Origin of the sequence: Streptomyces sp. NPDC008079 (assembly GCF_042957385.1) — a bacterium.
Taxonomy (GTDB): Bacteria; Actinomycetota; Actinomycetes; order Streptomycetales; family Streptomycetaceae; genus Actinacidiphila.
The window spans coordinates 1-15,064 of the sequence record NZ_JBIBIC010000025.1 but is presented as its reverse complement, the minus strand read 5'-3'; the positions used below and the strand labels follow the sequence as shown (position 1 = coordinate 15,064).

Here is a 15,064-nt window from a genome sequence, read left to right as displayed (position 1 = left end):
ATGACCGAAAAGCGGAGCGCCCGGCGCGCTCCGACCGGTGTCCGCCCCCGGCCACAGGCCCGGGGCGGCGCCGCCCGGCGGCGTCTGCTGCCGTGGGCGATGATCGCCCCCGCGGCTGTCGCGCTGCTGTTGATCCAGGGGTATCCCCTGCTCCGCCTGCTGGTGCTGTCCACGCAGGATTTCGGCCCCCGGTCGCTGTTCACCGGGCACGCCGATTTCGTGGGCGTCGACAATTTCACCCACCTGTTCTCTGACGCGGACTTCCGCTCGGTCCTGCTGCGCACGGTGGTCTTCACCGTGGTGTGCGTGGCACTGCTGATGGTGCTCGGATTCCTGATCGCGCATCTGCTGACCGGCGTCTCGGCGTGGGCCCGCGTGGTCACGACCGTGTCGCTGGTCCTGGTGTGGGCGATGCCGATGGTCGCGGCGACGCTGGTGTGGCAGTGGATGTACCAGCCGCAGTACGGGGTCGCTAACTGGCTGCTCACCAAGGTGCGGGTCTTCGGAGACCTCACCGCGTACGACTGGTTCTCCCACCCCCACCAGGCGCTCGGGCTCGTCATCCTGCTCACGGTCTGGAAGGGCCTGCCGTTCGTCGCGCTGACGCTCTTCGCGGCGCGCGGCCAGATATCCGAGTCGCTGTACGAGGCGGCGCGCCTGGACGGTGCGGGGACGCTACAGACATTCCGGCACATCACGATTCCGGTGCTGCGGCCGGTGCTGGCGATCCTGACTCTGCTGGAGGTCATCTGGTCGGTGAATTCGTTCACCCCGATCTGGGTGCTGACGCAGGGCGGGCCCGACGGGCAGACCACGACGCTCGGGGTGTACGCGTACATCACCGCCTTCAGCCGCAACGACTACGGCAGCGGCGCGACGATCGCGGTGGTGACCGTACTGATCCTCGCCGTGTTCTCCGTCGCCTACGTCCGCAGGACGGCGAAGCAGGGAGACGACCAGGGAGAGACGGCATGAGTATGCGCATGACCCCCGCGCGGCGCCGCCGCAGCGTCAACAACACGATCGCCGTGGTGATCTCCGCGGTGATGCTCTTCCCCGTCTACTGGATGGTGGCCACCGCGCTGAAGCCGCGCGGGAAGATCCTCAGCGCGGTGCCGCAGTTCATTCCCTGGCCGATCAGCCTGGGCAACTTCCAACGGGCCCTGGCCAAACCGCACTTCTGGGTGTTCGTGCGCAATTCGCTGACGGTGACCCTGTCGTCGGTGGTGCTGTCGCTGGTCATCGCGCTGTTCGCGGCGATCGCCATCGCCCGTTTCCGGTTCGCGGGGCGGAAGGTGCTGCTGGCGATCCTCGTTCTGGTGCAGATGATTCCGGCGGCGGCCATGGTCATCCCGGTGTATCTGATGCTGCGCTCGATCAACGCGCTGGATTACGTACCCGGCCTGGTGCTGACGTACATGACGTTCGTGCTGCCGTTCACGATCTGGACGCTGCGCGGCTTCGTGGACGGGGTCCCGGTGGAACTGGAGGAGGCGGCGCTGGTCGACGGGTGCGGCCGGTTCCAGATGTACGTACGGGTGCTGCTGCCGCTGCTGATGCCGGGCATCGTCGCCACTTCCATCTTCGCGTTCGTCAACGCGTGGGACGACTATCTGTTCGCCTACGTGATCATGAAATCGCAGGGCAATTACACGCTCCCGGTGTGGCTGGTGTCGTTCAAGACGTCGGAGAGCGTCGATTACGGCGCGATGATCGCCGCCTCCACCATTTTCTCGCTGCCGGTCCTGGTCTTCTTCCTGCTGGTGCAGCGCCGTCTTGTCGGCGGGATGACCAGCGGCGCGGTCAAGGGATGACCCGCGTGCCGCGTACCGGACCGGCTTTCGCTGTAGGGCTTACCGATCGAAGGAGTGAGGATTCCATGACCGAGCTGTCACGCCTTGCCCATGGCGTGCTGTTCCCCGCGCTGGGGCGCAAGACCGTGCCCCGGTGGGCCCGCGCCCGTGTCGAGGAGGGACTCGGCGGCTTCGTCCTGTTCGGCAAGGACATCGCCTCCGCCGAGCAGATCCGGCAGTTGACGTCCGACCTGCACGGCCTGCGTGAGCATGTGCTGCTGTCCGTCGACGAGGAGGGCGGTGACGTCAACCGGCTGGAGTCGTACGGGGGTACGTCGGTGCCCGGCAATCACGCGCTGGGGCGGCTGGACGATCCGGAGTCGACGCGTGAGGCGGCGTACCAGATCGGGCTGTCGCTGGTGGCGGCCGGCATCGACTGGGACCTGGCGCCCGCCGTCGACACCGCGGTCAATCCCCTGAGCCCGAACGGCATCCGCTGTTTCGGCGCGGACCGGACCCTGGTGGCCCGGCACGCCGCCGCGTGGGTGGAGGGTCTCCAGGCGGCGGGGGTGAGCGCGTGCGCCAAGCACTTCCCCGGCCACGGGCTGAGCTCCACCGACGCCCACCTGGGCACGCCCACCGTCGACCTCTCCCGCCAGGAGCTGGTCGACCACTATCTGGACCCGTTCCGAGCGGCGATCGCGGCGGGCGTCGACAGCATCATGGTCTCCCACGTGCTGCTGACGCAGCTCGACACGGTGCCCGCCACGATCAGCCCGGCGGTTCTGACGGGTCTGCTGCGCGGTGAGCTCGGGTACGACGGGGTCGTGATCACCGACGCGCTGGAGATGCGCGGCATCAGCGATGTGGCGGGGCTGCCGGAGGCGTCGGTCCGGGCGATCGCGGCGGGCGCGGACGCGCTGTGCCTGGGCGCGTGGGCGTTCGGCGATGACGTGGACGCGGCAGCCGCGGCCCTGGTCGCGGCGGTCGAGGACGGCAGGCTCCCGGAGGAGCGGCTGCGCGAGGCCAACGCCCGTATCGCCAAGCTCGGCACGCGCCCCAGGGCGACCGGCGCCGTGCACGACGACGCGGTGGGCGCGCGGCTGGCGCGCGAGGTGGTCGAGGTCCACGGCGACCCGGTGCTGCGCGGCCGGAAGGTGATGGTGGTCCGGCTGGACCCGACGCATTCGCCCGCTCAGGGCGGTGCGTCGTGGGGGATCGCGGAGCCGTTGCGGGCGGCGGGTCTTGAGGTGGAGTCGGTGGCGGTGGCCGGTGACACGTACAACGCGGAGGGAGTGATCAGGGCCGAGATCGGCCTGTACCTGGACGAGTTCGGGCCGGACGCCGACGTCGTGCTGCTGGTCCGCAGTCCGCACCGCTTCCCCTGGCAGCGGCCGGTCCTGGACGAGGTCCTGGCCCGGTGGCCGGAGTGCGTCGTGGTCGACATGGGCGTGCCGGGCGACGACTTCGGCGGATTCCGCGGCTGGGTGCGGACGTTCGGCGCCTCCGGGGTGTGTGCGCGGGCAGCGGTGGACGTGCTGCTGGCGGCCGGGTGACCGGCGGCGGGCAGGTGCTGACCGGCGGGCGCTTCGTGCGGGCCGACGGCGGTGTGACACCGGGGTGGCTGCTGGTCCGCGGCGGTCTGATCCATGCCATGGGCGAGGGCGGTCCGCCCCCGGTGCCGGAGCCGGTGGTGGATCTGCGGGGGCGGCTGGTCGTGCCGGGGTTCGTCGATCCGCACTGTCACGGCGGGGCGGGCCGTTCGGTCTACACCGGCAACGCCGACGACGTGCGGATCGCCGCGGCCGGGCACCTCGCCCGCGGCACCACGTCGATGCTCGCGTCGGTGGCCAGCCTCGCCCTGCCCGCGATGGAGGCGGCGGCGCGCGCGGTCGCCTCGGTCATCGACGACGGATCCGCGCCCAACGTGGCGGGCATCCATTTCGAGGGGCCGTTCCTGTCGCCGGGCCGCCGCGGCGCGCAGAGCCCGGACGCGCTGCGGGCGCCGGACCGTGCGGTGGTCGAGCGGCTGCTGACGGCGGCCGGGGGCCATGCGGTGTCGATGACGGTGGCTCCGGAGCTGCCCGGTGCGCTGGAGCTGATCAGGGAGTACGCCGATCGTCTCGTGATCAGCCTCGGCCACACCGAAGCGTCCGCGGCGGTCTTCGCGCGGGCGGCCGGTGCGGGCGCCCGCGCGGTGACCCACCTGTTCAACGCGATGCCCCCGCTGGACCACCGGGAACCGGGCCCCGTCGCGGCGGCGCTCCTGGACCCCCGGCTGTGCTGCGAGCTGATCGTCGACGGCCACCACCTGGCCGACGACACGGTGCGCCTGGCCCACCGCACGGCAGGCGCCGACCGCCTGCTCCTGGTCAGCGACGCGATGCCGGCGGCGGGCATGGGCGACGGCACGTACCGTTTCGCGGACCGTGAGGTGACGGTGTCGGGAGGCGCGGCCCGGCTGTGCGGCACGGACACTCTCGCGGGTTCGACGCTCTTCGTGTCCCGCGCGTTCGGTCGCTCGGTCACTACGGTGGGTCTGCCGCTCGCGGACGCCGTACGCATGTCGTCCACCACCCCGGCCCGGCTGCTGGGCCTGTCCGACCGCGGTGCCCTGCGCCCGGGCCTGCGGGCGGACTTGGTCGAGCTGGACGCGTCCCTGTCCCCGTCCCGTGTCTGGCTGGGGGGCCGCCCGGTCCTGCCCGGCGGCGGCGCGGGCCGGTAGGGGAGTCCGGTGGGCGGGCGCCCGGTGCCGGTCCGGGTGCCCGCGTGCTGGGTCCGATGAGTTCGCCGTCGCCGAACGGTCTACCGAGCGACACGACCGTTCTCGACAGGAGTGCCATGTCCACCATCCAGCCCGTGATCGTGACCGCGAACCAGGACGTTCTGCTCGGCTTCTATACGCAGTTGTTCGGCGCTGAGGAGATCTTCCGGGAGCCGGCGGAAGGCCCGGCCTTCTACCTCGGCTTGCGCATCGGCGACACCGACCTCGGGCTGGTGGCCAAGGCGGACCCGGGTACGCCCGCGGCGCCGCGGATCCTGCTCAGCATCGGGGTCGCCGACGTCGATGAGACGCTCGGGCGGGTGGAGGCGCTGGGCGGCTCGGTCCGCGGCGGCCCCACCGACATGCCGTGGGGGCAACGCGTCGCCCACATCTTGGATCCTGACGGTAATCCGGTGAATCTCACCCAGCCGGTCCCGGCGTGCTGAGGCTGCTGTGGGGTGTGTTGTTGTTGTGGTGGTGGTTGTCGTATTTGATTCGCGGTGGGTGGTGCTGTGTGCGGCGTCCCGTGGCTTCGTGATGTGGGGCGGTATCTGTGCGGGTCAGGGGGTGGGGCGGCCGGTGAGTGTGTCAGAAAGCCGGGCGGTGCGGTCCGCCCTGCGCCGCCACGACCCCGGGGCAGCATTCTCCTGATGGAGAAAAGGGGCATGACAGCACTGATGTTCAAGGCCGCGTCGGCGTCGATCGGCGCGCTCGCTCTGGTGTGCGGGGCGTTCATCGTGGGTCCCGCACAGAGCGCTTCCGCCGCGGGCTGCGGGAGTTGGGGCTGGGGCACCGGCGGCACGGCCGGGGACGTCGCGGGGGCCTCCACGCACGGGGAGGGATGCGCCGCTGGGCAGCGGCAGGGTCCAGATCGGCGTCACCGTCGCGGACACCAAGGGCGAGGGCTAGGGGGGCTGCGTGCAGTTCCGCGCCACGTACGCCGACGGTGGGACCGGGATGAGCGGGTGTAGGTCGCGGGGGCCGGCCGCACCCTGGACACGTCCTTCAGCTATGCCTCCAGCGTGCGCAGGATCTGGGTCCGGGAGGGCGTGGGCAACAACGGTAGGTGCATTCGGATGGCCGGGGGCATGCACACGGTCCGGCCCACGTAACAGGGGCCCGTTTCCCCGGTGGGCGCGGCTGCGTCGCCCGCCCGGATCTCACCGAGTGCCAGGGGCCGGGCTCCGGGGCCTGGTCCTCGCCGCCGTCACCCCGTACGCCGACCGTGACCTCGTTGCCCGGCAGTTCGCCCGCGAGGAGGAGAGGCTCGGCCGCGACGGGTCGGGTCAGCGTCCCGGTCCGGCACCAGCGCTCCCAGGGCACCGCCTGCTTCGTGGCTTTCCGGCTCCGGCAGGATGGGGGCATGCTCATTGTGATCGGCGGACTCCCCGGCACCGGCAAGACCACCCTGGCCCGGCTGGCTGCGGCGCGCATCGGCGCGGTCCACCTGCGTATCGACACCATCGAACAGGCCATCGTCCGCTCGGGCCTGGCACAGCACCCCGTCGGACCGACGGGCTACGTCATCGGATACGCCCTGGCCGAGGAACATCTCCGGCAAGGACTGACCGTGATCGCGGAATCCGTGAACCCCATGGCGGTCACCCGCGACAGCTGGCAGAGCGCGGGGACCCGGGCGGCCGTCCCCGTCGTCGAAGTGGAAGTCATCTGCTCGGACCCTGCCGAGCACCGCCAGCGCGTGACCACACGATCGATCGACATCCCCGACCTGCCCCTGCCCGACTGGCAGCAGGTCCTCAACCGCGACTACGAGCCGTGGAACCGGGAACACCTCGTCATCGACACCGCCGGACAGGACCCGCAGCAGTCACTCGCCCTGCTCCTTCACCATCTTGATCGCTCCGGCGGGATGCCAACCGAGGCCACCGAAGCCTGACGCACCGCGCTATGTCATGACCGGCTCAGCAACAGGCTCTTACGGCGAGTGTGGGCCGGCGCAGGCCGGGCCCCCTGGGCTGTGGCTTGACTGGGATCAAGCTCCGGCGAGCCCGGAGGCGACAGTTCATGACACGCTAATTTTGGGGCATCCCAACAGCAGAGGAGAGCCCCGTGGGCAAGGTGGTCATGTACAGCTCGGTGTCGGTGGACGGCTTCGTCGCCGACGACAAAGACCAGCCCGGACCGCTGTTCGACTGGCTGTCCAGCGGTGACGTCCCGCTGGACAAGAGCGGCGTGCTGACGGTGTCGCAGGCGTCCTACGACTACATCCGGCCGTACTGGGACCAGATCGGAGTCACCGTCGTCGGCCGCCACGTCTTCGACCTGACGGACGGCTGGGACGGGAAGCCGCCGAGCGGGATCGACCACGTGGTCGTCGTGACCCACCGGCCGATGCCCGAGGGCTGGGACCCCGAGGCGCCCTTCCACTTCGTCGGCGGCGTCGAGGCAGCCGTGGCCAAGGCACAGGAGCTCGCGGGTGACCGCCTGGTCGAGGTCGCCGCCGGCGACGTCGGTGGCCAGGTGCTTGCCGCCGGCCTGGTCGACGAGGTCCGCATGGACGTCGTGCCCGTCGTGTTCGGCTCCGGCAAGCGCTACTTCGGTTCGGCCCCCACGCAGCACCTGTTGGAAGACCCTGACGTGGTAATCCAGGGCAACCGCGTCCTTCACCTGCGCTATCAGGTGCGCCGCTGACCGACCTAACCGGACTCCGCGAAGAAGTCCACCGCGATCGAACACACACAGGGCGCCCCCCTCGTGGCCAGACACAATGCGGTCCCCAATGCCGGGAGTTGACCTGCGGCGGTTCGAACCCCGCTGACGCGAACGACTCCCGGTCCAATTGTGTTGGCACGCGCCCGAGCTTCGGTGTCACAGGACAGCGGGGGCTACCAGCCTGGCCCGGCCCGCTCGGCGCCTCCAGGCACGGGCTCGTCTGGTCGGGCGCGGAGCTGGGCTTCCCGGGCGCCGGATTTGGGCTTCCCGGGCCCGAGCTCGGGCCCGGCTCGGTGTCGGGCCGGGGTGGTGGGGACTGGAGGCCTCTCGGCGGTAGCGTGCGGTCTGGTGTCCTTGGGCGCGTTGGGGGAGGGCCAGGCCGTTCAGAGCAACCGAGAACTTTATGCCGGGCTCAGTGCGGCTGTCCGGGCGTGTCGCGCTGGGGCAGGGACGTGGTGTTTGCTGTCAGGGGTGAGGAGTCCGTGGTCGCGGACGCCGTCGGTGCCGCGCGGCAGGTGCGTTACGACCGGTACGTCCGGGCCCCGGATGGTCCTCGGCGCGGCGGTTCTCGAGATAGGCAAAACGGTCGGCCGGTGCGTGGGTGCCGGCTGTCGCCTAGTCCGGCGTCTGCGGCTGATTCTCTCGGGAGGAGGGCCTGTCTGCCGTGCGGACGCGCGGCTTGTTCGGGCGAAGCGGTGGTTCGCGGGGTCCTCGTCCGGTGCGGTGTATCTGCTCCGGGATGCGTTGCGTGCCGAACTGGGTGTGCACGGTGCGCTGTCCGTCGAACGACTCGGGGCCAAGGCGGCGGTGCTGTCCGGTGCCCGCGTGGCTCTCCGGCAGGAACGACGGCGCCTCCAGGCCCGACAGTCCGAACTGGTGGGCCGGGGCCGGTATGCGCGCCCGGCCGCTGTCCGCTGTGTGGCCGTTGTGCGTTTCTTGTCGGGTTCCGCACTACGGGGCGGGTGCCCTTTGCCGGCGGATCGTCTGCGGCTGTGCGCGGGTTGTTGGCCGGCGGGCTTGGGTGCCAGGGCGTGCTGGGCGTGGGTGCAGGTGTCGGACCACCCCCAGGGCCTCGTCGCGGTTCCTGAGGGTGTGGACGTCCTGCCGGGCGGCGTCGGCTACGCTGGCGATCTCCCCGCGGGGCGCAGGGGGAAGCGTGGTGGGTAGACCGTTTCGATGGTGCCGGAGCGGATCTTGCCGTCCACCGGGTTGACGTTGCTGCCGTGGAGGGTGACGGAGTCCTGCGGTGCGTCCTTCCCCGTGGTTTCCCGGGGGTTCGCCAGCGGTTTGGGGGTCAGGTGCGGGGGCATCCGGCCGCTATGGCCGATGAGACGACTGGAACACCCGCCGAAGACCACCTCCTCCTCAGTGTCGACACCAACGGTGACGGAAAACCCGACGTATGGATGACCGACACCACCGGTGACGGCAAGCCCGACCTCTATCAGTTCGACACGACCGGTGACGGCGCGGTGGACGTGACTATCGTTGAAGAGCCCGGTGCGGGGGAAGCGGGACGCACCGTCATCGAGGGCGACGGAGGTCACCCCGTTTCTTCCTGACTGTCGTGCCTGCCCCGCCCCTTGTGTGCGCGGGGGCGGGGCAGGCGGGTGTGATGCGGGTACGGGGCTGCCTTGCTCGACGCCTGGCCGGCCGGAGGTGGGAGGCCGGTGAATGTGCGGCCGGCCCGATGGGCCGCGACCCCAGCGGTCTGCGCCGCGCCCTTGCCGGGCTTGTCGTGTTTCTGCTGCCTCGCCGCCCTTGCCGGCCCGCGTGACCTGCTCCGTGCCCCGGCCCGCAGCATCGGGAATGCCGAGGCCCGGGGCGCGCGCCTGCTCACCTGGGATGCCGTGCCCGAGCCGGACTGCCGGCCTTGGCGGCACGGCCATCGCCGTTGGTGGTCTGGTCCGGCGGGGGCCGTCTGCTGCTGGGCGGAAACATCTACGGCGCCGGGCACGGCATGCTTGTCGTCCGCGCGCACTCCGAAGACCGTCGTGGTGCCGCCGGGCGCGGGAGACGGGCACCGGATGAGCGCTCTTGACGCCGGCCGGAGGGGTGCTGCCGGTATGCCGCGGTGAGTGTCTGCTCGTAGGCCGTCCGCAGCGGTTCGGAAGGTCCGGGGCGGTGGGGGTCCGGGCGGGAACTCCCGGGTGCGTCCCGCGGGGTTCTTTCGTGAGGGCGGCCCGGAGAGCGGGCAGGCTCCGGCGGCGTACCGGCTAGCCAGATGCATTCTTCAGCGTGCGGGTGCCGGCAGATCTGTGGTGGCGTTGTCGACCAGGGTGGCGAGTTGTCTGTCGCTGAGGGCGTAGGGGCCGGTGGGGCCGTGCCTGTATCTGAGGGTGATGTTGACGCCGTTGAAGCGCAGCCACGCTCACCGGGTCACGCACTCGTCCTGCTCCCGCTCACCGCATGTGAATTGCGCTTGGTCTGCGCCCTCGGAGCGTAAGCCGATATCGTACGGGCTGGCATTTACGTAAGCGTCCGGGGTCATTTTCTCTGGTGGGGATGAACGGAAGTCCCGTTATTTTGCTGTCGGCTCGGATGCGAACCCGTAGACCACTTCGGTGAAATCGTCTGGCCCCCGGTTCCAGGTTCGAGAAACCGATTCGTCGATCGCATAGTCACGTGCCGCGGTACCGCTCCAATTGCCGGGCCCGCGCAGTGCGGGCAAAAGCATGTCACGCCGCTGTCCGCTGTCGCCGCCGGCTGCCCTGTGGACAATGACCGCTGTGACCAGTACGGCAACTGCGACGGCTCCTGCCATGGCGGCCGCTCTTCGTGTGTTCACCGCCCGGCATATTTGATCTGATCGAACCCGGCGGTGGCGTTGATTCTCATGAAGTGCAAAAGCGATTTATCGAACTCCGTGAAGGTGAGTCCTGCTCCCGTTGCCGTCCCGCGGGTTCATGCCCAGATCGCTCACGGCCAGGTCTCCAGGGTCGGTGTGACCGGTTCCGGGGAGTTGCTGGCCTTCCTTCGGTGCCCGTCGGATGAACTCGGCACTGCGTCCGGCATAGCCGTAGTGGATATTCGACCAGATGTCGTGGAGAACCTCCCATTGCATTCCCGGAACTTGAGCCCGTGTCTGGCCACCCGTCATTTCCAAGACGGCTGGCTCATGATCCCGATCGCCTCCGGGGCGCGCTTCGGAAATCCGCGTCCTCCGTCTTCCGGGGGCGGTGGATGCAGAATCTGCTGTCGGGCAGGACGTGGCGGATGCGTCGTCCCAGCGTGTGAGGAGCTGCGCCAGATCCTGCGCGGCACCGTCCGGGGCGGCGATCTGCGGCTCCACCAGTGCTGTCGGCGGATTTTTCGGGAGCGGCAGGAGGACGGCCTGGAGGGCATCGGCTGGGTGGAGATCACACAGTCGCTTCAAGAGCCGCGGTCTCTCCCCGAAAGCAAGAGGCATCAGTGGCTTCAGTGGGGGACTTGCGGAAGTCGCGGATCCAGTGAGCGGCTCCGTAGCCGTTGAGGAAGACCGTTCGCTGTTGATGAAGCGCCGTTCGGCTGTCTCTTCGCCGGTGGGTTCGAGTGTGACGTCTGTGGGGAAGAGAGGGGCTTGGCCTCCCGCGAAGCTTGTCCGAGGCGGCGGCGTGCGGCGCCCGGGGCGATGCCCGGCAGGCTCAGGCGCTGAGATAGGGTGCCCCGCTGTCCGCGCAGTGAGTAGGAAATCGTGAACGACGTCAGCCGCGGTCTCGGGATCGGTGATGTTGACCCGTTCAACCGTGAGCATGTCGTCGGTGAACGCTGCGAGGAGGATATTGTCCGGTGCGTCTCTCGGTTGGCTGACCTGCATATGTTCACCCGCAGGCTCTCCGGCTGTCCACGTGTCCCCCTCCGCGCCTGCACGCGGGATCCTCACTGCCAGTTTCCGTCCCGGCCGATCGCCAGTTGTGCTTTCCCGGGGTTGCTCCGGGCGTTGCCGCCGGTGGTGTGCGTGTTTGCGCAGGGGCTCTGGCCGACGGTCATCAGAGGATCAGGCTCAGCAATCCTGCTGCGGAAACCAGAGTGACGCCGGCCAGGATGAGGTTCACTGCGCGCCGCAGCATCTGAAATTTTGAGCTGATGATACGGGACAAGAAGACGATCGTCTCCGCCCGTCTCTCGACGGCCAGGTGGAGGCGCAACTCGTCGCTGTCCATTGCTCTCCACCGCGACCAGCCCAGCGAGGTACCCGAACGGTCAACTACGTTCGGGCGGACCGCTATGAGCAAGGTGACAGTGGCTAAGAGGAGGAAGCCCGCACCAACGGCTCCGGTGACGGTCACAGCAGTGGGCTGGCCACTGTCGAAGTTCGTCACGACGAAGCCCAGTACAACGCTGTTAATGGCAAGGAGAATGCTCGCCTTCGTCTCTCCGCGAGCTAGTTCGACGGCGGTGGTTCTGAGAGCCGAATCCAAGTTGCCCGACAACGGTTCCGAAACATCAAGCCCGGGTTGACCCATGAGTGCTCCTTCTGCCGCGTCTGATGACGCCTGTATACCCCTGACCGGTTCCGGGCGGCCCCCTTCGCAGCGGGTTCTCGACGGCGCACCGAGCCGTCCTGCACTGGCGCCTGCGAGAGTTCATCGATGTCCCCGGCCGTCTGTCAGCGACCCGGGTCGGCGCTGCCTGCGGGAGTCCGGGCGGCGTCGTGGTTCGGCCACGGCTGACGGCGGCACGCGCACCCTGGTGTTACAGGGGAGGGCGAGATCCGGGTGGGGGGCTTCTGTCCCGGGCTGTCGATCTTCTGTGTAGTTGCAACATCTGAAGCTTGCTGGCCTTGAGTGCTGAGGCTTGGGCTACAAGGCATTGGTATGGCTGTTGACTTGGGATGGTGTAGTTCTAGGCATCTGGCTGCCCAGGAAGCCGAGGCTCTGAGCTGCACTGCTGGAGTTTGACAGAGAATGTCGTGACTAAGGGCTGTCCCGTAATGATCTTGAGGTCGATGAGGGCGTAGCGTGGCGCTGCATCGTCCCTTCTCTATCCGGTGAGGGTGAGATTGTGCAGACGGGCGATGCCGAGCATGGCGTGATGGACGCCGTCGCCCTTGAGGCGGCAATCACGAAGGATCTTCCAGCCCTTCATGCGTGCGAAGGTGTGCTCGACGCGGGCCCTGACCTGTTTGTGGGACCGGTTGTGTTCCTGCTTCCAGTCGGGAAGTTCCTCACCCTTGCGGCGGCGGTGCGGGATAACCAGACCAGTGCCCTGAGAGCCGCCGTCGGCAATCGTCATCGTCGTGCCGACGGCGGCCTTGGCCCCAGATTCCTCCCAGCCACGGGAGTTGTGACGGTGGCCGGGTACGGGCCGACCCGCCACGACGACCAGACAGGTGTCGGCATCGATGACCACCTGGTGGGCGGTGGAGTAGCGGTAGTTCTTCGATTGTTCGGCGATCGTGTGGTCGCGGGTGGGCACCAGGGTGCCGTCGACGATGAGGACGGCGTCCTTGCGGAACCTATTGCGTTGCTGGAGCGCGAGCATCGGGCCGAGGTGGTCGATGATCCGGTTCGCGGCCGACTTGGAGATGCCGAACAGCGGGGCCAGCTGGCGCATCGTCAGGTTCGTGCGCCAGTAGGCCGTGACCAGGAGGATGCGATCCTCCAGGGGAAGGCTCCACGGGCGCCCCGCTGTGGCACTGCTTGTTGTTCGCGCCGTACCACGGTTACCGGCTTGCCGAAGCAGCGTGGGCTCAGCCCGGTGAACGGGCCTATCCAGGACGGCTCCGACGCCGTGATCACACCAGCCACACCAGGACCGTAGAGGTGGCCCCGTATATCGCCGCCCGACTGCGACCCTCGCCTTGGACTTTCTGGGGTCGTACGGTTGCCCCCGGCACCTTAAAGCTTGTGCTTTAACCAACGGTCAGATCGCAGCTTGCCCCCAACCCCGTTCGGTGCTGTACCGCCGACGGTAGGTTGGCTTCTGTCAGCACTGGCTGATCGAAGTAGCAGCGTAAAGGGGGCTGGTGTGTCCCACGAGATGGACATCCAGGTCGGGACTGACGTGCTGATCACCGGGGGACCGTTCACAGACTTCACGAGCTCTGTCGTGGCTGTTGACCATGTTCGTGGCCGTGTCGAGTTGACCGTGGACATCTTCGGCGACGTGACCAGGATCGATATCCCCTTGTCGGATGTCGTGAGGGTCGCCTGATCTTGCTCCTCAGGGTCTGATCCGGTCGCGTTCGCTGATGGTTTCGGGGCGTCGGATGGTTTTGCCCACGTCGTAGCGGGTGGCGGGTCGCTGGTTCTTCGAGCCGAGTGGCCTGCCGGGGCCGGGCCTGGTGGGTTTCGGCGCACGGGCCGGGCAGGGCAGCGCCTGGCGGAGGTTTCTGAACCCCCGGCGGACCCGGGCCGGGGTGAGCCTGTTTGGTTTCACCGGTCGTTCCCAAGGGCGGCGAATGTCCTCGGCGAGTGGCCGGGTGAGACGGAGCTGGGTGTGCGCGACGATGATCAACCAGGTCCAGCGGTCCGCTGCTTCGGGGGTGCGGAGCTTCGGCCGGGTCCAGCCGAGCGTCTGCTTGATCATGCGAAACGTGTGTTCCAGATCGAAGCGCCGCAGGAATGCCTGCCAGCGCAGATCGACGTCGGCGCCGGTTAGGCCGGTGGCGGAGGACCACAGCCACAGCGGCAGCGGATCTCCGCCGCCGGGCAGGTGGTCGACTTCAAGGCGGATCAACGTCCCTTCGATGATGGGGAGTTCGCCGTCGTGGTCGATCCAGGCGGAGCGGGTGGTGAGCCGGGGGTGGAGGCGGTCCCAGGCCATTGCCTTCGCGGTGCCGTAGCGGTCGGTGACCTGGACGGTCGCCGTGTCCGGCTCACCCCAGGTCTCGGGCTTGGCGAAGCGGAACTCCTTGCCGTGCTTCGGATACCGTCCGCCCCGGGGATAGGCCTGGGAGTAACCCAGCTGGGTGGTGTCGGCCGGCGCATGACGCGGTCCGAGCGCATCCGCCCCAGGACCTCGACGGGCAGTCCGTCGAGCAGGTAGGCCATGCGCGGAGCGTCGTAGCCGGCGTCGAAGACGACCAGGATGTCCGGATCGCCTTCGCGCCAGCGGCCGGCGGTGATCAGGTCCTCGACGACACGGCGGACCTGGACGGCGGTGACCTCGGCGACGTCGTCCTCGGGGCCGAGCCGCAGCGCGTCCAGCAGCTGGCACCAAGACGTGCGGCCCGCCTCCAGCGCGGCGCCGAACGAGTACGGCCAGCCGGGGATCATCAAGTGCTGGTCGCGGCCGCGGCCGAAGGTGTGGCAGAACAGCCTGTCCACGCTGCACCCGGCGTCCGGCCGCAGCCAGTTGCTCACGTCCACGGCCAGGACGAGCCGGTCGTCGGCGGCCTTCGGCTGGGACAGCGCAGCCAGCGTCCGCCGCAGCCGAACCGCGTCGAGACGGCCACGGTTGAGCGCGCCGTACATAGCACCGTGCCCACGGCGATGCTCAGCCACCAGTGTCAGGTCCACCGGTGCCGTCACCGGCCCGTCCGCACACAACAACGCGTCCGCGAGCTCGAACAGTGCGTCACGCCGCGCGGTCAGACACGCGAAGAACTCCTCCCGGAAGTGCGACGCTTCAGCAAACGGCTCCCGCTGGACATCGTGGTGCAGCAGACTCATTACCCCACGGCCTTCGTCAAGTTCAGGTGCGTCCTTGGTCGGAGCACATGATCAGGCGAAGGCCGTGCCCACGCCGGGCGAACACCCGGAGGAGCGATCACGTTCGAGGCATCGTTCGAGCCTGGTGGATAAAGCACAAGTTAAGTGCCTGTTTGTGAGTCGTTCATGACAGGAACATCGTTGGAACCTTGGCGTTTTCCCAGGTCAGAATTCGAACTTGCGGGGATCGCCTCGCTGTT

The 15,064-nt window shown here is 68.7% G+C and carries 10 protein-coding genes and 2 pseudogenes; 9 read left to right on the top strand and 3 right to left on the bottom strand.

The window, feature by feature from the left end; translation table 11 throughout:
* From ACFZAM_RS34145 to ACFZAM_RS34110, 8 genes are all read left to right on the top strand, one after another.
* Positions 1–975, top strand: coding sequence for an ABC transporter permease subunit (locus tag ACFZAM_RS34145; RefSeq protein WP_391051734.1), 975 nt, complete (start codon positions 1–3; stop codon positions 973–975).
* A complete protein-coding gene (locus ACFZAM_RS34140) occupies positions 972–1,814 on the top strand; it encodes a carbohydrate ABC transporter permease (RefSeq protein ID WP_355343469.1) in 843 nt (280 codons plus the stop codon). The genes ACFZAM_RS34145 and ACFZAM_RS34140 overlap by 4 nt, the downstream gene beginning before the upstream one ends.
* Positions 1,815–1,879: 65 nt before the next feature.
* Positions 1,880–3,349, top strand: coding sequence for a glycoside hydrolase family 3 N-terminal domain-containing protein (locus ACFZAM_RS34135; RefSeq protein WP_355343465.1), 1,470 nt, complete (start codon positions 1,880–1,882; stop codon positions 3,347–3,349).
* The gene (gene nagA, locus ACFZAM_RS34130) at positions 3,346–4,518 is read left to right on the top strand and encodes an N-acetylglucosamine-6-phosphate deacetylase (protein ID WP_391051730.1); all 1,173 of its coding nucleotides are present in this window, start codon (positions 3,346–3,348) and stop codon (positions 4,516–4,518) included. Before ACFZAM_RS34135 ends, nagA begins: the two co-directional genes overlap by 4 nt.
* A 116-nt stretch (positions 4,519–4,634) precedes the next feature.
* On the top strand, positions 4,635–5,003 hold the full coding sequence (locus tag ACFZAM_RS34125; protein WP_391051727.1) for a VOC family protein: 369 nt from the start codon (positions 4,635–4,637) through the stop codon (positions 5,001–5,003).
* 917 nt (positions 5,004–5,920) lie between these two features.
* Positions 5,921–6,454, top strand: coding sequence for an AAA family ATPase (locus ACFZAM_RS34120; RefSeq protein ID WP_391051725.1), 534 nt, complete (start codon positions 5,921–5,923; stop codon positions 6,452–6,454).
* Positions 6,455–6,627: 173 nt separating this feature from the next.
* Positions 6,628–7,209 carry a dihydrofolate reductase family protein gene (locus ACFZAM_RS34115; protein ID WP_391051722.1) on the top strand — a complete coding sequence of 194 codons (582 nt, stop codon included), beginning with the start codon at positions 6,628–6,630 and terminating at the stop codon, positions 7,207–7,209.
* A 1,340-nt stretch (positions 7,210–8,549) separates the two neighbouring features.
* Positions 8,550–8,792 (top strand): hypothetical protein, encoded by a 243-nt coding sequence (locus tag ACFZAM_RS34110; protein WP_355343450.1) that lies wholly within the window; start codon positions 8,550–8,552, stop codon positions 8,790–8,792.
* A gap of 2,406 nt (positions 8,793–11,198) precedes the next feature.
* Here the strand turns inward: ACFZAM_RS34110 and ACFZAM_RS34105 are convergent.
* Both ACFZAM_RS34105 and ACFZAM_RS34100 read right to left on the bottom strand, forming a co-directional pair.
* Entirely contained in the window at positions 11,199–11,675 is a 477-nt protein-coding gene (locus tag ACFZAM_RS34105; RefSeq protein ID WP_391051717.1) for a Pycsar system effector family protein, read from the bottom strand.
* A 517-nt stretch (positions 11,676–12,192) separates the two neighbouring features.
* Positions 12,193–12,959: pseudogene (locus ACFZAM_RS34100) on the bottom strand (transposase).
* 220 nt (positions 12,960–13,179) lie between these two features.
* Between ACFZAM_RS34100 and ACFZAM_RS34095 the strand changes: the two are divergent.
* Positions 13,180–13,365, top strand: coding sequence for a transcription termination/antitermination protein NusG (locus ACFZAM_RS34095; RefSeq protein WP_391051714.1), 186 nt, complete (start codon positions 13,180–13,182; stop codon positions 13,363–13,365).
* 9 nt (positions 13,366–13,374) lie between these two features.
* Here the strand turns inward: ACFZAM_RS34095 and ACFZAM_RS34090 are convergent.
* Positions 13,375–14,825, bottom strand: a pseudogene (locus ACFZAM_RS34090) (NF041680 family putative transposase).
* Between the last annotated feature and the right edge of the window lie 239 nt (positions 14,826–15,064).